Raw genomic sequence first — 20489 nt, forward strand, 5'->3', positions numbered from 1 at the left:
CCGGTATTACGGAGAAAAAATAACCTTAGCAAAATTAAATATAAGAAAATCATATAAATAGAAATAAAAACGAGAATTTTGGGCGCAAGGGTATCCGAAGTTTGACGCTGTTCACAAAGTCGCACAAAAATAACATCTTGTTACACATTTTTTCTTTTTGAAACCAAATCTTTATATTTGTAGCACTTTGACGGTAGCGAAACGGTAGTTTGAATGGAAAGATGCCTGTCAGACACATAAAGACACCAAACTCTCATCAATAGTTCCGTAAATTTTCATTGACGGAATTTATTGGCGGCAGTGGCAGGTGTCATATAAAAACCGATGAGGGTAATAAATAATGATGAAGCGCAATATTCTGGCAGTGGTTATCCCTGCTCTGCTGGTAGCCGGGGCAGCTAACGCTGCAGAAGTTTATAACAAAGATGGCAACAAGCTGGATGTATACGGTAAAACCGTAGGTCTGCACTATTTTTCTGATAACGCTGGCAACGATGGCGATCAGACTTATGCCCGTCTTGGTTTCAAAGGGGAAACTCAGATTAATTCCGATCTGTCCGGTTACGGTCAGTGGGAATACAACTTTGCCGGTAACAACTCTGAAGGCGGCAGCGACGCTCAGAACGGTAACAAAACCCGTCTGGCATTTGCTGGTCTGAAATATGCCGATCTGGGCTCTTTCGACTACGGTCGTAACTACGGTATCGTTTACGATGCCCTGGGTTACACCGATATGCTGCCAGAATTTGGTGGTGATACCGCGTACAGCGACAACTTCTTCGTTGGCCGTGTAGGTGGTGTTGCGACCTACCGTAACTCTAACTTCTTCGGTCTGGTTGACGGCCTGAACTTCGGTATCCAGTATCTGGGTAAAAACGAGCGTGATGGCAATACCGGTCGTTCTAACGGCGACGGCGTTGGCGGTTCTGTAAGCTACGAAATGGATGGCTTCGGTATCGTTGGTGCTTACGGTGCAGCTGACCGTACCAACGCGCAGGAAAACTCTTTCTACGCTAACGGTGGCAAAAAAGCTGAGCAGTGGGCAACCGGCCTGAAGTACGATGCTAACAACATCTACCTGGCAGCGAACTACGGTGAAACCCGTAACGCAACCCGCCTCTCCACTACCCAGAATGGCGTGACCACCAGCGGCTTCGCCAACAAAACGCAAGATTTCTTTGTTGTCGCTCAGTATCAGTTCGATTTCGGTCTGCGCCCGTCCATCTCCTACAACAAATCTAAAGCGAAAGACGTAGAAGGTGTAGGCAACGAAGATCTGGTGAACTACATTGAAGTAGGCGCAACCTACTACTTCAACAAAAACATGTCCACCTATGTTGACTACCAGATCAACCAGATCGACTCTGACAACAAACTGGGTGTGAACTCTGACGACACCGTAGCACTCGGTATCGTTTACCAGTTCTAATAGCAGACCTCTTTGTTAAATGCCTTAAAAACAGGACTTCGGTCCTGTTTTTTTATATCTGCTAGCGAATTCTTGCGTCTTAAAAAAACACCTCAGCTTTTCGTCAGTAACGGTTGGCATTTTGTAAATCTACCGTTAACCTGATAGCGGACTTCCCTTCTGTAATCACTATGGAACCTCGTCATGTTTGAGAACATTACCGCCGCTCCTGCCGACCCCATTTTGGGTCTGGCTGATTTGTTTCGTGCCGATGACCGCCCTGGAAAAATAAACCTCGGGATCGGTGTATATAAAGATGAGACAGGCAAAACGCCGGTGCTGACCAGCGTTAAAAAAGCCGAGCAATATATACTGGAAAATGAAACCACCAAAAACTACCTTGGCATTGACGGTATTCCAGAGTTTGGTCGTTGCACTCAGGAATTACTGTTTGGTAAAACGAGTTCGCTTATCAACGATAAACGCGCACGTACAGCACAGACCCCTGGCGGCACTGGCGCACTGCGCGTGGCAGCTGATTTTCTCGCAAGAAATACGTCGGCTAAACGCGTATGGGTGAGCAACCCAAGCTGGCCGAACCATAAGAGCGTCTTTAACTCTGCAGGTCTGGAAGTTCGTGAATACAACTATTACGATGCAGCGAACCACTCATTAGACTTTGATGCGCTGCTGGCCAGCCTCAGCGAAGCTCAGGCTGGCGATGTGGTACTGTTCCACGGCTGCTGCCATAACCCAACCGGTATCGATCCTACGCTTGAGCAGTGGCAAACGCTGGCTCAGCTTTCTGTCGAGAAAGGATGGTTGCCGCTGTTTGACTTTGCATACCAGGGCTTTGCCCGCGGTCTGGAAGAAGATGCAGAAGGTCTGCGCGCATTCGCCGCGCTGCACAAAGAGCTGATCGTTGCCAGTTCCTACTCCAAGAACTTTGGTCTGTACAATGAGCGCGTAGGTGCTTGTACGCTGGTTGCTGCTGATGCTGAAACCGTCGACCGTGCGTTTAGTCAGATGAAATCAGTCATTCGCGCTAACTATTCCAACCCGCCAGCACACGGCGCATCCGTAGTTGCCACGATTCTGAGCAATGACGCGCTGCGTGCCATCTGGGAACAGGAACTGACCGATATGCGCCAACGCATTCAGCGCATGCGTTTACTGTTCGTGAATACGCTGCAGGAGAAAGGTGCGAATCGCGACTTCAGCTTTATCATCAAACAGAACGGCATGTTCTCATTCAGCGGCCTGACAAAAGAGCAGGTTCTGCGTCTGCGTGAAGAGTTTGGTGTCTACGCTGTCGCTTCCGGACGTGTAAACGTAGCTGGAATGACGCCAGATAACATGGCGCCGCTGTGCGAAGCGATTGTCGCAGTACTGTAATCTATCGCGTACAAAAAAGGCCGCAATAGCGGCCTTTTTATTTATCTGCGGTATTACCAGACAGGCATTTCGTCCTGCAGGAACGGGTTATGAAGCCGTTCGTTACCCAGCGTAGAAAGTGGGCCGTGACCCGGAATAAACGTCACGTCATCGCCCAGCGGCAACAGTTTACGTTTAATCGAATCGATCAGTTGGCTGTGATCTCCGCGCGGAAAATCGCTGCGCCCTACGCCACCTTTGAAAATCACGTCACCCGAAATCAGTAACTTTGATTGCTCATCAAAGAAGACCACATGTCCCGGTGTATGACCCGGACAATGCAACACCTGCAACGTCACGTTGCCAACGCTGACCCGATCACCTTCGTTCAGCCAGCGATCGGGCGTCAGCGGCTCACAATCGCCCAGGCCAAACATGCGGCTCTGCGCAGGGAGCCCCTGTAGCCAGAACTCATCTTCTTTTTCCGGACCAATAACCGGTACACCATAATGCTGTGCCAGTTCAGCTGCCGCCCCAACATGATCAAGATGACCGTGAGTAAGCAGGATCTGCATTAGCGTCAGACCGCTGGCATCCACTTCCTGTTTGATTTTCTCGGCATCGCCGCCGGGATCGACCAACGCGGCCAGACGAGTCTGCTCACACCAGATTAGCGAGCAGTTCTGGGCGAATGCAGTGACCGGAATAATACGATAGTTCATACAGCTCCTGTTTCATTAAGCTTATGGATCACCAGTGCCGTGCAGGGCCGGTGTCGATATGCACAAAGTTACTGCTGGGGTAGTATCCTACACCACCTGCGCGCATAGATAACGCAGCTTTGCGAATATTACTTAATGCGATGCCTTCAATATGGAAATCCATGGCCTGGCCTTTGGTGTGGTAGCTTTTCTTGGCCACACCGCGACTGCGCGCACGTAGTTCATTATTGGTATCGACGGAACGATAACCGGAGATCAGCTGTACGGGTTTACGCGTACCCAGCAGGCCCTGCAGACGGAAGAGTTGATCAAACAGTCCGGGGTCAATGGATTTCACTTTATTGGCCCGAAAATCACGGAAAAAGTGGTTAAGTTTTGCTAATTCGTCCTGAATATAGCCCCTGCCATCAAAAAACTCTGCTTTTATTGACTCACCGGTATGCAGGTTATTCAGAGTCAATATACGCGGACGTGGGGTAGAGAGTGTTGCAAACGCAGGCGTAGGCAGGATGGCAGCGCCGAGGGCAATACCACCAAGCGCCAGCAGTTTGCGGCGATTAGCGTCAAATTTGTCCATGGTATTAAGGTCTACAAGGTCAATGTTATCGTATGTATGCTCTAGCGCACGCGGGAAACCTTATCTGGCTAAGTAGTCCACGTCAAGGCTCCCAACCCCAGGAAATACGGGGCTCACAGCCATTTTGCCCCGTTTCCAGCATAACTTACGACAATCATTTTCCTCGAACTGCTTCATTTATCTGATTAATTGCTCGGCTTTTGACACAATTTGTGCGCTGGATCGCGCTGTCAGATCGTAATTGTAAATATCTGTACGATACTGCGTGCGACCATCCGGGCCAACAAATGCGGTCAGATAGTAGAGGTTGACCGGAATATTCTGGCGAATATTCACGTACCGCGTATCCCCTTGCTTCAGGGCATCCGAGATGCGGGTATCATTCCAACCCGCGTCCTGTAGCAGCATATTCGCCAGCTCAGATGCCTTATTCACACGCACACAGCCGGAACTTAACGCCCGCGTATCTTTCTGGAACAGATTGTGGTTCGGTGTATCGTGCAGATAAATAGCGTCCGAACTCGGCATATTGAATTTATAGCGTCCGAGCGAGTTACGTGCGCCCGGAGCCTGCTGAAAGCGGAACGGCAGATTGGACGCAGTGATGGTGGCCCAGTCAACCTGCCACGGATCTATCGTCTCTTTACTGTTCCAGCCGCGCATCACGGTATAGCCGTGACGTTCAAGATATCCCGGATCATTCCATAACTTAGGCAGAATATCTTTTCGGGCCAGCGTCGGCGGAACGTTCCACGGTGGGTTAACGACCACGTTATTCAGCGCACTACTCATCATCGGCGTTTTGCGATCTGGACGCCCGACAATAACGCGCGAGGCCAGCACCTGATTGCCATTCTGATAATAAACCAGCGAATAGGCAGGAATGTTCACCATGATACCGGTAGACAGCTCACTCGGCAGCAGGCGTAAGCGCTGAATATTTAACGCCAGCACGCCCGCACGCTGAGCGGGCGTCACGTTCAGCCAGTCACGCGTGGCAGGGCCAATCGCGCCATCGGCGCCAAGTCCCTGCCACGTCTGAAAACGCTTTACCGCATCAACCAGTTCACGATCGTAGGTGCCACGCCCTTCTTTGCCAGACGTACTGACGGCAGGCTCCAGCATCCCGGTTCGTCGCAAAATTTCACGCAGCGCAGGGATGTCATTACTCCACTCCCCCGGACGTAGCGTTGCTGTACTGGTGAGCTGCGGCCAGGGACGTGTATCACCTACCAGCTTGAGCAGCGATTCATGCATGGCTGCATACTGCGGATGCTGAGGCGCCAGGCTGGCAACAAACGAAGTTAGTTGACCGTTATCCAGTGCGACCTGCCACTGGTTGATGACAGAAATCGGCGGCGTCGTTAGCGCATAGGGCTTATCGCTGTAAAGCCAGCGATTACCTTTGACAGGGATATTAGCGATAAAGTGCAGATACCCCATCATCGCATCCGAGAGCACAATGTCTCTCGCCTGACCGGTTACTGCCGGATCAGTCAGAAGTGCAACCCAGGTAGTAAACTGCGGCTGAAAGCCAGCAATCGCGACCTCGGCCAACTGTTGTTGAAAGGCCTTTACCGCATCACGATTTTCCCACATCGGCTTCATTTCACGTGCGGCATACAGCAGTTCCAGCTGGCTCATGTAGACCGGCGTATAGCCTGCTGGCAGTTGAGAGTGTATTTCGGCGCGGGCTTTATCGACAGACACGCCTTCTGGCAGCGGTTGAATACCCGCCATGATAGCCGTCGCAGAAGATTGAACCTGCGGCTGCGACAACGCTGTTGGCTGTTCACTGACGGTCGCAGAGCTATCGCCAGGGATCATTTCAGGCTCATCGGCCTGCGCATTGAACAGTGGAGCGAATGTTACGGCCAGGCATAAACTGATTGCCGACAGCCGACGACCACACATTTTATTAAGCAACATCCCTTGCCCCCTGTTTTCTTTATCATACTCTGAATAGCCAGGCCGCCTGTATTCCCCTTTTATTTTGACGGGGTCGGACCTGTAAAACGCCAATACAAACTGAAGTATGACGAGCAAGCCCGTGACGCGTTGGGCTTACCTTTAGTATATAAACATCAAAAAGTTTTTGCCTAACCTAATGTAAAGAAGTCTAAAGAAATTACACCAGGCATGACGTCTTTGCGGAAAAAAATAAGGCGGCCTTGTAGCCGCCTTTTTGCTTAACTTGCCTGCGAGGAGGCATCTTCAGTCCCCGGCAGTGGTTCCGGTAACTGAGGCGCAAATCCGCGCAGCCCCACCACATGAACGTGCTCGGTGTTTTGGAAGACTTTACGCACCAGTTTGTAGGTGGTGCCTTTCTCTGGGCTGATGTTTTCCGGCGCAGCGATAATCAGCTGCATCTGCAAACGCTCACACAGCTCAAACAGAGTCGCAATAGAGCGCGCATCGAGTCGTGCTGCTTCATCAAGGAACAGCAGGCGGCAAGGAGAGATGTCTTTCCCGCGCAATCTGCGACCTTCATCTTCCCAGCTTTGCACCACCATCACCAGAATAGACATCCCGGTCCCGATCGCCTCACCCGTTGACAGCGCGCCAGATTCAGCACGCAGCCAGCCGTCAGAACCACGGTTAACCTCAACTTCCATTTCCAGATAGTTACGATAGTCCAGCAGCTCTTCACCAATGGTTTGCGGCGTGCGTTGCCCCATGTCGATCTGCGGATTCAGGCGCTGATACAGCTTCGCCAGCGCTTCTGAGAAGGTCAGGCGATTGCTGTTAAACAGATCCTGATGCTGTTCATGTTGCTCTGAAAGTACGTCCAGCAAGGTAGCATGCGTTTCACGCACATTGACGTTCAGGCGAACGCTGTTAACCTGGCCAAACGACACACTTTGCAGCCCCTGGTTCAGCATGCGAATACGGTTCTGTTCACGCTGAATGGTCTTACGAATAATGTTCGCCACGCTGCGTGAGCTGATCGCCAGTTTCTGTTCACGAGAGGTTAATTCTTCCGTCAGACGGCTCAGCTCAATCTCCATCTGTTCGATGGCTTCAACCGGATCGTCGGTACGGATAATATCCTGGCGAATACGTTCACGCAGATGCTGGTAAACCGCGACGAAGAACTGGATTTTGCGCTCTGGGCGTTTTGGATCTTCAGACATACGCAACACATCGCGCAGGTGTTCGTTATCCGCAACCGCCAGACGTAGCGCACCGAGCGCCTTATCCGACATCGAACGCAGTTCGTCACCAGAAAGATAGGCCAACTCGCGACGGTGCAGACGACGTTCCACACCGTTATCTTTCACCATCCGCATGACTGCACACCAGCCGGCTTTGGCGGTGACTACCTGCTCACGCATTTCATGATAATCACGTTCCAGCTTGCGCAGTCTGCGGGTCAGGTTTTCCATCTCCGCTTCGCAGAAGGTCAGTGCTTTCTCAAGTTGGTTGCGGCGTGCACGGTTGTTGCTGAGCTGCGCATGCAGTTCGTCACGACGGATACGCGCGCGCTCTTCGGCACCGCTGTCCGCACGGACACCAATATCCTGCAGTTCACGTTGTAAATCGTTAAGCAGCTCTTTTTTGGTGTCATAAGAGCTTTTTAGCGATGCCATGACCTGGTTGTACTGGCTTAACTGTGCAGCATGGCTGCGCAGCGCCTCACGAGCGCGGGTACGTTCGGCTTCCGCCTGTTCCAGGCGTTCACGCAATTTTTCGTTCAGATCGCTATTACCGCTCAGCATTTCGGCTGAGTCGGAATAACTAAAGTGCGCCCGACGCTGTACGACTTCAGTCAGCGCAAAAGCCTGCTGACGTGCGTCGCGCTGCATCTGCTGGGAATACGTATAGTCTTCCTTCAGCTGTTCAAACTGCTCAGGGTCATTTTGCAGAACTGAAACGATAGGTTCCAGTTTCGCCAACTGATTGCCATGTTGCTGTACAAAACGCGCGGCTTCCTGAGCTTCATCCAGACGCTCGCGAATTTCGTCCACGCGATCGGCCAGCGTGTCATCGGCCAGCAGATTCAAGCGAGGCAGCAGGCGGTTCAGCGCGGAGACGCCCTCTTTCGCCTGTTCAAACTGCATACGGCTTTGCTGATTATCATTTTCATGATTGGTCAGCGCACGTTCCAGTTCAACGCGACGGCTATTCAGTTGGCGAATTTCCGCTTCTGGATCGGCTTCAAACGCCACCGACAGATGGCTGCCGATAAAGCGGCTGAACGCCTGATGCAGACGCTGGGTTTTCTGGACATCAAAGGAGAGCGTGGCGAAACGTTCAGACAGCCCTTCACGCTCGGCATGCAGGGTTTCGATACGGCTTTCACGCGCTGCACGACCAAAAATAGGCACCTTCGGGAAGCGGGAATAACGCCATTGACGCTCGGCGGTTTTCACCACCACCGCATTTTCCAGTTCATCAACGCTGAAGACGCTATCATCAAACGACTGCGGATCCCCTTCGATGAAATAGAGATCTTCCGGGCAATCCGTCAGCCCTTCAAGCTGTTCGGTAATTAGTGATAGATCCGGTACCACGATGGCATGGCGCGAAGGACCATACAGCGCAGAGAAGTACGGGGCATCTTCAAGGCTAACGTCATCATAAATTTCTGACAGCAGCACGCCGCCAAAGCGTTCCGCCAGCGCGTTCAGACGCTGATCTTCCGCCCCGCCCGGCTGACTTAAACGTTCAATCTCTTCATCAACCGCATTTTTACGTGCACCGACTTCATCACGCTCAACAATGGCCTCACGCTCGCGCTCCAGCAATTGTTGCAGATACTCGGTCACATCCTGGCTGGAGGTAAACTCTTCGCCACACTGCTCGCTAAGCTGATTCAGGCTATTTTGCGCAGCCAGCCAGACAGGTGCCCGCTTCATCAAATGCTGAATACGGGATTGTAGCTGTTCCTGTTCCTGACGCAGCGTCATACGCTGTTCGCTGGCAGACGAGACGCTGTCCGACAAGGCGGCGATGCGCGCTTCCAGTTCCTGGTGCAGCGCTTCCAGCTCATCGATATCAAACTGTTTACCCTGACGCTTGCAGAATTCGGCCAGCAGACGCTCGGCATCCTGCTGTTCGCGCAGACGCTGCTCCAGTTCGCTCAGTCGCATACGCAATGGCTGAACCTGTTCCGCCAGGTGGCGCTGTTCAACGCCTTCGCGCAGCAGTTCACGCGCCACGCTCCAGGCTTCACTACGTGCCAGCGGGCCGTTGATAGCCGCCACCAGCTGATAAGCCTGTTCGAACTGGCTATGCGCGGTTTGCGCCACGCTCATTTTTTGTTCAAGCGTTAGCAGCTTTTCAGTGGCTTCCTGCTCTTTGGCCTGGAAAGTCTCCAGCCATTCGGCGGCGCTGTCGGCTGTCAGATCCGGTAGGTGGCAGAGCTCTTTCGCCCGATTTAGGGCCTGGATCGCCTGGGTATACTGGATGGCTCGCGTCTGCTGGACGTCCAGCGCCTGCTGGTAATCGGCAAGCTGGCTTTTCAGCTCATCCACTTCCAGTTCGGCGGCTTCCGCGCGGGCTTCGTTTTCATCCTGGCGGTCAACGGCTTCCGCAACCACCTCATTTTGTTCTTCAAGACGGATCTGCAGTTCTTCGAGATCCGCTTCGTAGCGTTCAATTTTTTCCTGCTGACGCAGCGCGGTTTGCACCAGATTCAGGTGATCGCTCGCGGCCTGATAATCGGCTTCCAGATCGCCTTCGGCGCCGTTATGCTCGCCCAGTTCACGCGCCATATCCACGTGCTTGTACTGCTCTGCCGCCAGCTGCTTACGTGAGGTATACAGTTCACGACGATATTCCAGTGCTTTATCCAGATGGATACGACGTTCGTTGGCGTGGCGCATATAATCCGCAGCCACATAGTTGGTCGCTTCGCTGATCAAATGTTTAAACAGGTCGCGGTCAGACTGGGTTACGCGAATCGCTTCCAGCGTCATGCGGTTTTCACGCAGCGCGGCTTCCATATCCTGGAACGCTTTACGGACGCCGCCGTTTTCCGGCAGCAGGTAGTCACGCAGTGAACGGGTAATGGCGCTGGAGATCCCGCCGTACAGCGAGGCTTCAATCAGACGGTAGAATTTACTACGATCAGACGCGGAGCGCAGGCGACGGGCAATGATGCCCAGATCGAACATCAGCGAATGATAATCGGTTATTGAGTTGAACTGCTTAAACTGCACACCTTCCATCTCATCAAGCTTCTCTTTCAGCTCAGGTAGAGACAGTACGCGCGCCTGGCGTTCGTTCAGCGTTTCCGTCACCAGTTGGGTTGGCTGTACCGACATCGGCAGCCCCTGAATGGCAAACGGTTTGATATCCACTTTGCGATCACGACCCGCAACCTGTTGCAGACGCACACCCACGACCACGCGCTGATGACGCGAGTTGAGGACGTCGAGCATTGAGTAACAGACCCCTGCTTTCAGCTTACCGTGCAGACCTTTATCACGTGAACCGCTGGTTGCACCAGCTTCGGTGGTGTTACGGAAATGCAGCAGGGTTAAGTCCGGAATGAGCGCCGTAACAAATGCCGCCATGGTGGTGGATTTACCCGCACCGTTACCACCGGACAGCGTGGTGACCAGCTCATCGAGATCAAACGTACGGGCAAAAAAACCATTCCAGTTAATCAGCGTAAGTGAGCGAAATTTACCGCGTTCAATCATTATTCTTCTTCTCCACTGTCCGGCTGATTCTCTTCGGGCTCATCGTTGAGCTGCAGACGGTTCTCGACCGCCATCGCTTCACCATCACGAATTAAGCGACGCTGTGCTTCACGCGGATCGTCACCGCTACGCACATCCGCGCCAAAGCGGAAGACAGATTCCGTAATACGGAATTTGCTGCTGTCGTGGCCCAGAAACCACACCATGCCTAAGCGGCGCAAGCGGTTGAGCGAAGAACGCACTTTTTCCTGTAGCTTCTGGCGGTCAACGTCAGAACCGGTTGAACGGTTGTTCACCAGCTTCAGCAGTTTGGCTTCATCCGCCAGCGTTAACAGCTCGTCATACAGCTCTTGCTGGGTAAAAATCCCTTCGTTCGCCAGGCGTTCCGGGCTGAGATAGAGATAGCAAAGAATTTTACCCACCATCATGTCCAGTTCAGACAGGACCGAACGCGGAATGAGCGTCGTTGAACGCGGACGAAGGTAAAAGAACCCTTCCGGCGCACGGATCAATTCCACGTTATAGCGGCTGTAAAACTCTTCAAAATATTCCTGAAAATCCATCAGGAAGGCATGATTATCCAGTTCATCCAGACCGATATGGCGGCCCGAACGTAAGGCACTATCCAGCGCCGGAAATAACGGATTCGCCAGCGCCTGCGCCAGCTTTACCGGCATCACTTGTTCAATATTTGTCAATGACATGCGCCTGTACCTTGGCTCCGTAATCATTAATCGGCCGCCATTTGGCTGGCAGTCCGGTGAAGTCTGCTTGCGCTACGCCAAGGCGTACCGCCTGATCGATAACAATACGCGCGACGTCGAAATGACGCGCACGCGGGTATTGCGCCAGATACTCGCGCACTACCAAACCGAGATCCAGTGGTGTTTGTCTGGATTTGTAGATAGCCAGCTGTTCTTCGATGATCGCCGCCAGTTGTTCACGGATCTCGTTAAATTCTTCATATTCCAGATCTTCCGGAAGTTCACCAGTGACCTCTTCGTCACGCAGCACCATCTCCTCGTCACGCATATCCAGCAGACGATCGGCGTTGGCATAGGTCAGCGCCCATGGGTCGTCAAAGTAGGTCTGCACAGACTGACGCAGACGCTGGGCGAAGACGCGATTTTTATCCATATCGATCGCGGTACGGATAAATTTATGCACATGACGATCGTAGCCGATCCACAAGTCAATGGACTGCTGACCCCAGCTAATAATGCGGTCGAGCTTGCTTTGTAAATCAAACACCAGCCGATCAACGAAATGCAAATCATCATGCGTCATTGTGGCGTCCTGGATGCGTAACAGGTTAGCCTGCAGCTTATCCCCCGCCGCTTCCAGCGTATCCTGCAGTTCACGCAGCGTACCAGACGTTTCAGAAAGCAACAGTTCACAGCTGGAAATCGCCGCCCGCCAGTCTTTGTTTAGCAACTGTGCGATGTCGTCTTTTACCTGCTGCTGCTGTTCATCCATGATGCGCTGGGTCAGATCGATACTGTCGAAAATCTCCGCCACCGAGTATTTCAATGGCGCATAGACGTTGCGGTGCCAGTGGAACTCATCGCCACCTTCCGCTGCCGCATCCGCCGCGCGCTTCAGTTCGCCTGCAACAATCGACAGTTGCATGGAAAGACGCAGCGTAGAGAACTCGCGCTGACGAATATAGTAATCTGTGATGCCAATCCCGAGCGGCGTTAAACGGTAAATGGCGTTGCCTTCAGCCTGCTCGCTGGTAAAGCGGTTCAGCAGACGTTGACGCACCATGTCGTTGATCGCGTTGTTGGCGCGGACGCCGATGGTTTCGCTGGTTTGCTCAAACGCATCACTCACATGGCGGAACGCATCCACCAGTTCACCTTCACTCATCTCACCGTCAAGTCGCTCACCGTTCAATGTGGCGACCGCCAGCAGGAACGAAAGTCTGTCTACCGGCAGAGAGATGGAGAAGTCATTTTTTCTGGCCCAGGCAACCAGTTCGGGGACTGTCTGGGAAAATTCACTCATAGGTTATCCTTGCATCTGCGGCTCGGGCCGGACGTTTAATCGCGGTGACATGAATATAGCGCCCAAGGCTGATATACGGTTCCTGGCGGCAATAGCGCGTTTCTATTTCTGTTAAAGCATCAAAACAGTCATGCTGTTTTTGTTTATCACGCAGATAATCATGAAACACCCTCACGCCCGTTTTACCGGTTATCTCCCAGCCAATCTCCTCCAGCCAGCCATAGACCTGCTGAGGGTCGCGCGGGAAATCGGGAGACAACGTGCGCCGTTTCTTTTTATACATTCCCTGCTGTACATAGCCGAAATTACCGACCAACACATTACGCATCAACAGGCCATTTGCATTGTAGAACATCAGCGATAAAGCACCGCCCGGGCGTAACATCGACCACAATGTTTTTAAGACGGTTTGTGGATCGGCCACCCATTCCAGCACAGCATGAAACAATATCAGATCAACCTGAGAATCCAAATGCTGTGGGATGTCCTGAGCGGCACAATGTATAAAATGCATGTTGTCGCTCACACCTTGCTCTTCTGCCGCCCGTTGCGCTCGCGCCACCATCTCAGCAGAAAGATCGCACAAGGTAACGTGATGGCCCCGCTGCGCCATCAGAATGGCTGTCTGCCCTTCTCCGCCTCCCGCATCAAGCACACGCAATGTCTGGCCCGCGTAGTCGGCAAGAAGTTTGTCCAGATCCTGCCAGAGGATCGTCTGGCGAAGCTGACCTTTAGTGGTGCCGTAAATGTTACGGGAAAACTTCTCTGCAATGTCATCAAAATTGCGATCCCGCATCAGGCTCTCCACATGCTGGCTTTAGGGTGACTAAGTAAAACCGCTATTTTGTCACACCCACGCCGAGAATGAACCTTCCTGGTGTAATATCGCTGCAGATCCCCTGCTGTATGGTTAAAAAAGGAACCAAAAAGGATGCTTTTTACGCTGAAGAAAGTGATTGGCGGTATGATGCTGCCACTTCCGCTAATGCTCATTATCATGGGTATAGGCCTGGCGCTGCTCTGGTTTAGCCGCTTTCAAAAAACAGGGAAAGTGTGCATTAGCCTGAGTTGGCTGGCGCTGTTACTTCTTAGCTTGCAACCCGTCGCTGATAGCCTACTGAAACCGATTGAGGACAGCTATCCAACCTGGCAGGATACACAAAAAGTGGAATACATTGTGGTGCTGGGCGGAGGGTATACCTGGAATCCTCAGTGGGCACCAAGTTCAAACCTAATCAGCAACAGTCTTCCGCGTCTGAATGAAGGTATTCGCCTCTGGCGTGCTAATCCGGGATCGAAGCTTATCTTTACCGGTGCTGCGGCAAAGAGCAATAACGTCAGTACTGCAGAAGCGGGAGCCCGCGTAGCGCAGTCACTGGGTGTGCCACACGGTGATATCATCACGCTGGATAAACCTAAAGATACTGAAGAAGAAGCCGCAGCGGTTAAGCAGGCCATCGGCAGCGCGCCGTTCCTGCTGGTGACCTCCGCATCGCACTTACCACGAGCAATGATTTTCTTCCAACAGGCTGGACTACACCCGTTGCCCGCGCCGGCTAATCAGTTAGCAATTGATTCACCGCTAAATCCGTGGGAACGCGCGATCCCCTCTCCCGTCTGGTTGATGCACAGCGATCGCGCTGGTTACGAAACATTGGGTCGCATCTGGCAGTGGTTAAAAGGTTCAGGCGAGCCACGGCAGCAGTGATTTCGTTGCCAGATCAAAGTTGGTGCGATTAAAACGTCCGGTGTTGACTAGTTGCGCCACCTCATCCCATAACACATACAGCCAGCGCCGCCAGATGAAGGACTCCGCCACAGGCGCGCGTTGCAGGTATTGCCAAAGCAGGCTTTCCGCCAGCGCGTTATCCATTAAACGGAACAATTCATACTCTCTGGGCGCCCACAGCATCAACCCCGGTCCCACCATGGCCAGTAGCTGATCGCTACGGGCGTCTTTGAGCATGCTACGTAAACTGAAATTACCGTGGATTAGTACACAGTTATCATTGAATCCTTCAAATAACGCGGGTAAACACTCACGTGTACGAAACAGGATGCGCTTATCCTGCATCGTCAAGCCAGTATTGTTGAACTGATTTAACGTGGTCCACAGCACCTCAACACGCTGGCGATACCAGGATGGCCAGATATTCTCTTGCGTGTTATCCACCATGCCCACGCAGCCACGGCTATCCTGCCGATGCCATGACAGCAGACCTTCTACGATCTGATCTTTTAAATGTTCCCAGCGTTCGGGCGTTCGGGCTGGCGCTTCCACCGGCACACCCCGTAAACGCTCAAGCAGTAACACATCGGGGCCGGGATGCTCTTCGTGGGTTAAGACCCCGTAAATGACGGGCATACGCACCGTACCGTTGCGCGCTAACATGGAGGTTTTCCATGCCAGTTGCTGCGCCATACCTGGCGTGGTGAAACTTCTCGCCATCAGCGGCATCGGATTTCCCTGGCTGTCGTACAGTGACCACAGGGCCGTATCCACTTTTTCATTCACGCATTCTATACGACTGAGTTTTTCGCCCAGCAGGTGGCTGAGTTCGGCACGCAACTGTTCCATTTCAGATTGCCCTCATAAATGCTACTGCTTTCATAATGAGCGTCGGGCAGACAGATGTCACCCGGATGAGATCAATTGATGAAAAGAAAAGTGGAGGGAAAGCGCAACGATACGACACTCCTCCCAAAAATACGCATCAATATGGGGGAGTGCCGTGAGAAAAACTAAGGCATTTCGGCGCGAACGCGCTCGAGATCTTCGGTAGTGTCTACGCCGGTACCCGGGACTTCTTTTGCGACGGCAACGTGAATTTTTTCACCGTACCACAGCACTCGCAGCTGCTCCAGCATTTCGATATGCTCAAGCGGGCTAGGCTGCCAGTTAACATAGCGGCGAATAAAACCGGCGCGATAGCCGTAAATGCCCAGATGGCGCAGGAAGGTGTCCCCCACCGTTTCCAGACTTTTGGCGAAACGATCGCGATCCCATGGGATGGTCGCGCGTGAAAAATAGAGCGCATATCCTTCAGCGTCCAAAACGACTTTTACCGCATTCGGATTAAATGCCTCTTCCGCACTGTGAATCGGAGCCGCAAGAGTCGCCATACCGACCTGACGTTGCGCCAGATTCTCAGCCACCTGGCGAATAATAACCGCCGGAATCATCGGCTCATCACCCTGTACGTTCACAATAACGGTATCATCGCTAAAACCACATTTCTCGACGACTTCCGCCAGGCGTTCCGTACCAGACTGGTGATCGGCGCGGGTCATGCACACTTCCCCCCCCACCGCTTCTACCGCGCGAGCGACATCCTCGTGATCGGTGGCCACGATGATACGTTCAGCACCAGATTCACGCGCACGCTCCAGGACATGCACGATCATTGGCTTGCCGTTGATATCCAGTAGCGGCTTGCCCGGCAGACGAGTGGACGCATAACGCGCAGGAATAATGACCACAAAACTCATGATTTACTCTCATCAGCAGTCAGAACGCGGGCTTCGGTTTCCAGTAACACAGGAATGCCATCACGCAGTGGGAAAGCAAGGTTATCCAGTTTACAAATCAGTTCCTGTTTTTCCTGGTTAAACCAGAGTTTGCCATTGCATACCGGGCAGGCAATGATTTCAAGCAGACGATGATCCATAGTTCCTCCAGATGGACCGGATTGTGAATCCGTAAATATTAACATAATCGCTTAAAGGGCTGGGTCTATTTCCCAACCATGGCGTGCATCAGCAAATAAACCTTCAGGATAACGTCCCAGCGTAACGCGTGTTGCCTGCTGCCAGCGGGCAAAATCGTCAATCGCCTGAAACAATCCTTTTTGCAAAGTCACCCCAGGCTTAACCCCATCCTGTAACCACAGCGAAATCACGTCCAGCACGCCCGTTTTACGGTGCATTTTGGCATCCATTCGCCCAACCAACTGCCCGCGGTGCAGCAACGGCAAGACGAAATAACCGTACTGACGTTTTGGTGCTGGCGTGTAACACTCCAGCCGGTAGCTAAAATCGAATAGCTGCTCTGCCCGTTTACGATCCCAAACCACCGGATCAAAAGGCGATAACACTGCGCTGTGGGTCGCCGTTAATTTGCCCGCCAGCGCCTGTTCGAGTAGCGGCTGAAGGTGGCTATGCAGCCATAGCGTTCCCAGCCCTTCAACGTCGACAGGAATAATCTGTTGCTGTTCCGCCCGTTCGTTGCACCAGTTTTTTAGCGCCGGGCGCTTCAGGCGGTAGTAGTCTGCCAGCCATTGTTCGCGGAAAATCCCCAGACTGCGGGCGCTGTTATCCAGCATAACGCTTTCAGCATCTTCCTGCGAAAGTGGGTCGCGTTCATCGTCCCAGTGTGGCATGACGCGATGGGTTAAATCATACACGCGCTGGAAATTACGCCGTTCCACCACCATCACTTTCCCGGCAGTGAACAGCCCTTCAAGATGACGCTTCTGCGGTTTCCATTCCCACCAGCCGCTGGTTCCCTTGCGTGGATGCTCAAAATCAGCAGATCGTACCGGTCCGTTATGCTGGATGTGCTGGAGCAGTTGCTCAATTTCATGAGCATGTTCTTTCATCCACGCCGCTTTATACTTCCAGCCCATATTCTCCGGGGCCAGCATGCGGTGACGTATCAGCATAAAATCGCTGCGCGGCAAAAAGCAGGCCTCGTGCGCCCAGTATTCCATCAGTTCGCCCTGCTGTAATGAGTCGTCCAGCCATTGGGGTGAATAATCTCCTAAACGACTAAACAGCACCAGGTAAGGACTTCGCGCCACAATATTGATAGTATCGATTTGCAGTAACGACATGCGCGAAATAGTCGCGAGAATATCTGCCGGGGTTGCCCGACGGCGTGTTTTTTTCAGCAGACCTTGAGCGGCAAGGTGAAGATGACGGGCATCCGTCAGAGAAAGGTGCGGCAACGACATCTATGGCCTCATAAATGATTCGCTGCCGCAGCGTGAATCAGTTAGCGAGTCAGCGAGATTAAACTATCCAGCAACACGTCAGGCCGATCGCCTGACAAATGAGCGTCAACAGGTAAATACCACCAGTTTTCATCGGCAAATGCCCGGCACTTAACCGCATCTTTTTCCGTCATCACCAGCGTTTGCCCGGCGTTTACAAACGCACTGACGTCACTGTAGGTCAGAGACTGATGGTCTGCCAGCGCAATGCTTTTTTGCACGCTGGCACCGCATGCTTTCAACGTGGCAAAAAAACGCGGTGGGTGGCCAATGCCCGCCATGGCGACAATATTGGGCAATTGCGATACATCACGGCGTTCACCTGTACGTAAATTAACGGCCAGCCCCGGTTCAAGTCGCATAGGGATTTCACCTGGTTGCGCAACGCCACCGTTAACAATAGTCGCATCCACCGATTTTAAGCGACCTGCGCGTTCCCGCATTGGACCAGCGGGAAGCCACCAGCCGTTGCCAAACCGACGTTCGCCGTCAATAACCACGATTTCAACATCTCGCGCCAGACGATAGTGCTGTAGCCCATCGTCGGTCACAATAATCTGCACGTCATGTTGGGCCAAAATGGCTTTTACCGCATCCGATCTTACCGGGGATACCGCTACCGGCACGCCGGTACGTTGGGCGATCAGCACAGGTTCATCACCCGCTTCTGCGGTAGTGGTCTCTGCGGTCAATAACAACGGGTAAGCAGCCGCTTTCCCGCCGTAACCACGCGACACCACGCCCACGCGAATCCCGCGTTGCTGCAGTTGTTCAACCAGCCAAATCACCACCGGTGTTTTGCCATTGCCGCCGGCTGTAAGGTTTCCGACCACCACAACCGGTACTGGCGCGCGCCAAGCGCGTTTCAGCCCAAGCTTGTAGCATAGACGGATCCCGCCACTCACCAGGCCATAAAGCCAGGAGAGTGGAAGTAACAATCGCCACAGCGGTGATTCACCAGACCAGATACGTGCGATCATTGACCGAATTGCATTTTGTGTAATTGCGCATAGACCCCGCGCTGCTCAATCAGGTCGCTATGGGTTCCGCGTTCGACAATCAGACCATCCTCCACCACGATGATTTCGTCGGCTTGTTCAATGGTTGAAAGACGGTGAGCAATGACCAGAGAAGTACGGTTTTTCTGTAGCTCATCCAGCGCAGACTGAATCGCACGTTCAGATTCGGTATCAAGAGCTGATGTTGCTTCATCAAGGATCAGAATTGGACTGTCACGCAACAAGGCACGGGCGATAGCGATACGCTGACGTTGTCCGCCGGAAAGCAGGACGCCGTTTTCACCAATCACCGTATCCAGACCATTATCCATCTTGTTGATGAAATCCATGGCGTAGGCCATCTGTGCCGCTTTTTCGATCTGCTCACGACTGTACATATCGGTACGCGCGTAGGCGATGTTGTTGGCAACCGTATCGTTAAACAGGTGCACATTCTGCGAAACCAACGCAACCTGATCGCGCAGGGATGCCAGGGTATATTCGCGCAGATCGTGTCCGTCCATCAGAATCTGCCCTTCATCAATATCGTAGAAGCGCGTAATCAGGCTGGCGATGGTGGATTTTCCTGAGCCCGAACGGCCAACCAGAGCAACGGTTTTACCCGCGGGAATATTCAGGTTGATGTTACGCAGAGCCGGTACTTCACGTCCCGGATAGGTGAAAGTCACGTTGCGGAACTCGAGATCGCCGGTAGCACGCTCGATAACACGTTTACCTTCATCTTTCTCCTGTTCGCTATCCAGGATCGTAAATAAGGTCTGGCATGCCGCCATACCGCGCTGGAACTGCGCGTTGACGTTGGTCAGCGATTTCAACGGACGCATCAGCGCGATCATTGAGGAGAAGACAACCGTAATTGTCCCTGCCGTCAGGTTTTCCATTACGCTTGGGAAGCTGGCCGCATATAACACGAAGGCCAGAGCCAGAGACGCAATCAACTGGATGATAGGGTCGGAGATAGAAGAAGCGGAAACCATCTTCATACCCTGCAAACGCATCTTGTTGCTGACCTTATCAAAGCGCTTGGTTTCGACTTCCTGACCACCAAAAATCAGAACTTCTTTGTGGCCTTTCAGCATCTGCTCCGCACTGGTCGTAACCTGCCCCATAGTGTTTTGCATGTTTTTACTGATGCTACGAAAGCGCTTGGAAACCACACGGATCGCCACTGACACAATTGGCGCCAGTACAATCAGGATCAGTGACAGCTGCCAGCTGTAATAGAACATCATGATAAACAGGCCAATGATTGAGGCCCCTTCACGTACCACGGTGATCAGCGCGCCGGAAGACGATGACGCGACCTGCTCTGAATCATAGGTAATACGTGACAACAGCGTACCTGTAGACTGTTTATCAAAAAAGGAGACTGGCATGCCCATCATATGACCAAACAGGCGGCGACGCATGGTCATGACCACTTTGCCTGACACCCATGAGATACAGTAGCTGGAGACATAACTGGTTAAGCCACGAACTATCATCAGCCCAATGACCACCAGCGGCATCCACAGCAGCACCGAACGATCCGTTTTACCAAAACCATCATCCAGTAATGGTTTAAGGAGCGATAACATGAAGGTATCGCTGGCCGCGTTAAGGACTAACGCTATACCCGCCACGATCAGACCCGATTTAAAAGGCGCTATGGTTGGCCATAGTCGGCGAAACGTCTGCCACGTAGAGAGATCTTTATCGTTATGCATTCAAAAAACCAGCATTTGTTAGAATAGCCGCATAT

At 52.6% G+C, this 20489-nt stretch carries 16 protein-coding genes; 3 read left to right on the forward strand and 13 right to left on the reverse strand.

Annotated features, from left to right (window positions below):
- Nucleotides 1-340: 340 nt before the first annotated feature.
- Together ompF and aspC are read left to right on the forward strand one after the other, a co-directional pair.
- Complete coding sequence (ompF, locus tag OGV85_RS21090) at nt 341-1429, forward strand: porin OmpF (protein WP_003035828.1); 1089 nt, start codon at nt 341-343, stop codon at nt 1427-1429.
- Between the two features lie 183 nt (nt 1430-1612).
- Complete coding sequence (gene aspC, locus OGV85_RS21095; protein WP_061547826.1) at nt 1613-2803, forward strand: aspartate transaminase; 1191 nt, start codon at nt 1613-1615, stop codon at nt 2801-2803.
- 53 nt (nt 2804-2856) lie between these two features.
- Here the strand turns inward: aspC and OGV85_RS21100 are convergent, their stop codons facing one another.
- The 7 genes from OGV85_RS21100 to cmoM form a co-directional block, all read right to left on the reverse strand.
- On the reverse strand, nt 2857-3504 hold the full coding sequence (locus OGV85_RS21100; RefSeq protein ID WP_003035823.1) for an MBL fold metallo-hydrolase: 648 nt from the start codon (nt 3502-3504) through the stop codon (nt 2857-2859).
- Between the two features lie 28 nt (nt 3505-3532).
- Entirely contained in the window at nt 3533-4081 is a 549-nt protein-coding gene (mepK, locus tag OGV85_RS21105) for a peptidoglycan L,D-endopeptidase MepK (RefSeq protein ID WP_003035820.1), read from the reverse strand.
- Between the two features lie 177 nt (nt 4082-4258).
- Complete coding sequence (gene ldtD, locus OGV85_RS21110; protein WP_032942892.1) at nt 4259-6010, reverse strand: L,D-transpeptidase; 1752 nt, start codon at nt 6008-6010, stop codon at nt 4259-4261.
- Nucleotides 6011-6270: 260 nt separating this feature from the next.
- Nucleotides 6271-10731 (reverse strand): chromosome partition protein MukB, encoded by a 4461-nt coding sequence (gene mukB / locus OGV85_RS21115; protein ID WP_003846984.1) that lies wholly within the window; start codon nt 10729-10731, stop codon nt 6271-6273.
- A complete protein-coding gene (gene mukE, locus OGV85_RS21120; RefSeq protein WP_003035809.1) occupies nt 10731-11435 on the reverse strand; it encodes a chromosome partition protein MukE in 705 nt (234 codons plus the stop codon). Before mukE ends, mukB begins: the two co-directional genes overlap by 1 nt.
- Nucleotides 11416-12738, reverse strand: coding sequence for a chromosome partition protein MukF (gene mukF, locus OGV85_RS21125; protein WP_061547825.1), 1323 nt, complete (start codon nt 12736-12738; stop codon nt 11416-11418). Before mukF ends, mukE begins: the two co-directional genes overlap by 20 nt.
- Nucleotides 12731-13534, reverse strand: a complete 804-nt coding sequence (cmoM, locus tag OGV85_RS21130) for a tRNA uridine 5-oxyacetic acid(34) methyltransferase CmoM (RefSeq protein WP_061547824.1) — start codon at nt 13532-13534, stop codon at nt 12731-12733. Before cmoM ends, mukF begins: the two co-directional genes overlap by 8 nt.
- A 135-nt stretch (nt 13535-13669) precedes the next feature.
- Here cmoM and elyC point away from each other — a divergent pair, with 135 nt between their 5' ends.
- Nucleotides 13670-14446: an envelope biogenesis factor ElyC gene (elyC, locus tag OGV85_RS21135; RefSeq protein ID WP_061547823.1), complete on the forward strand. Its 777-nt coding sequence runs from the start codon at nt 13670-13672 to the stop codon at nt 14444-14446.
- On the opposite strand, the gene OGV85_RS21140 is transcribed toward elyC, so the two are convergent.
- The 6 genes from OGV85_RS21140 to msbA all read right to left on the reverse strand — a co-directional run bounded on the left by OGV85_RS21140 (nt 14423) and on the right by msbA (nt 20454).
- Nucleotides 14423-15316 carry a YcbJ family phosphotransferase gene (locus OGV85_RS21140; RefSeq protein ID WP_286553973.1) on the reverse strand — a complete coding sequence of 298 codons (894 nt, stop codon included), beginning with the start codon at nt 15314-15316 and terminating at the stop codon, nt 14423-14425. The genes elyC and OGV85_RS21140 overlap by 24 nt on opposite strands.
- 164 nt (nt 15317-15480) lie before the next feature.
- On the reverse strand, nt 15481-16227 hold the full coding sequence (kdsB, locus tag OGV85_RS21145; protein WP_003035796.1) for a 3-deoxy-manno-octulosonate cytidylyltransferase: 747 nt from the start codon (nt 16225-16227) through the stop codon (nt 15481-15483).
- The gene (gene ycaR / locus OGV85_RS21150; protein WP_003035793.1) at nt 16224-16406 is read right to left on the reverse strand and encodes a protein YcaR; all 183 of its coding nucleotides are present in this window, start codon (nt 16404-16406) and stop codon (nt 16224-16226) included. The genes kdsB and ycaR overlap by 4 nt, the downstream gene beginning before the upstream one ends.
- A gap of 51 nt (nt 16407-16457) precedes the next feature.
- A complete protein-coding gene (locus tag OGV85_RS21155; RefSeq protein WP_032936338.1) occupies nt 16458-17690 on the reverse strand; it encodes a winged helix-turn-helix domain-containing protein in 1233 nt (410 codons plus the stop codon).
- Between the two features lie 41 nt (nt 17691-17731).
- Nucleotides 17732-18709 carry a tetraacyldisaccharide 4'-kinase gene (gene lpxK, locus OGV85_RS21160; protein WP_048219172.1) on the reverse strand — a complete coding sequence of 326 codons (978 nt, stop codon included), beginning with the start codon at nt 18707-18709 and terminating at the stop codon, nt 17732-17734.
- Nucleotides 18706-20454, reverse strand: a complete 1749-nt coding sequence (gene msbA / locus OGV85_RS21165; RefSeq protein ID WP_003035784.1) for a lipid A ABC transporter ATP-binding protein/permease MsbA — start codon at nt 20452-20454, stop codon at nt 18706-18708. The genes lpxK and msbA overlap by 4 nt, the downstream gene beginning before the upstream one ends.
- Nucleotides 20455-20489: the final 35 nt, after the last annotated feature.

The sequence above is a fragment of the Citrobacter sp. Cf132 genome (assembly GCF_030333885.1).
Lineage (GTDB): Bacteria > Pseudomonadota > Gammaproteobacteria > Enterobacterales > Enterobacteriaceae > Citrobacter > Citrobacter freundii.

Coding starts and splice junctions, on each gene's coding strand:
- ompF (WP_003035828.1), top strand. CDS start 341: ATGATGAAGCGCAATATTCTGGCAGTGGTTATCCCTGCTCTGCTGGTA.
- OGV85_RS21100 (WP_003035823.1), bottom strand. CDS start 3,504: ATGAACTATCGTATTATTCCGGTCACTGCATTCGCCCAGAACTGCTCG.
- msbA (WP_003035784.1), bottom strand. CDS start 20,454: ATGCATAACGATAAAGATCTCTCTACGTGGCAGACGTTTCGCCGACTA.
- ldtD (WP_032942892.1), bottom strand. CDS start 6,010: ATGTTGCTTAATAAAATGTGTGGTCGTCGGCTGTCGGCAATCAGTTTA.
- mukE (WP_003035809.1), bottom strand. CDS start 11,435: ATGTCATTGACAAATATTGAACAAGTGATGCCGGTAAAGCTGGCGCAG.
- aspC (WP_061547826.1), top strand. CDS start 1,613: ATGTTTGAGAACATTACCGCCGCTCCTGCCGACCCCATTTTGGGTCTG.
- lpxK (WP_048219172.1), bottom strand. CDS start 18,709: ATGATCGCACGTATCTGGTCTGGTGAATCACCGCTGTGGCGATTGTTA.
- ycaR (WP_003035793.1), bottom strand. CDS start 16,406: ATGGATCATCGTCTGCTTGAAATCATTGCCTGCCCGGTATGCAATGGC.
- kdsB (WP_003035796.1), bottom strand. CDS start 16,227: ATGAGTTTTGTGGTCATTATTCCTGCGCGTTATGCGTCCACTCGTCTG.
- elyC (WP_061547823.1), top strand. CDS start 13,670: ATGCTTTTTACGCTGAAGAAAGTGATTGGCGGTATGATGCTGCCACTT.
- mukB (WP_003846984.1), bottom strand. CDS start 10,731: ATGATTGAACGCGGTAAATTTCGCTCACTTACGCTGATTAACTGGAAT.
- mukF (WP_061547825.1), bottom strand. CDS start 12,738: ATGAGTGAATTTTCCCAGACAGTCCCCGAACTGGTTGCCTGGGCCAGA.
- OGV85_RS21155 (WP_032936338.1), bottom strand. CDS start 17,690: ATGTCGTTGCCGCACCTTTCTCTGACGGATGCCCGTCATCTTCACCTT.
- OGV85_RS21140 (WP_286553973.1), bottom strand. CDS start 15,316: ATGGAACAGTTGCGTGCCGAACTCAGCCACCTGCTGGGCGAAAAACTC.
- mepK (WP_003035820.1), bottom strand. CDS start 4,081: ATGGACAAATTTGACGCTAATCGCCGCAAACTGCTGGCGCTTGGTGGT.
- cmoM (WP_061547824.1), bottom strand. CDS start 13,534: ATGCGGGATCGCAATTTTGATGACATTGCAGAGAAGTTTTCCCGTAAC.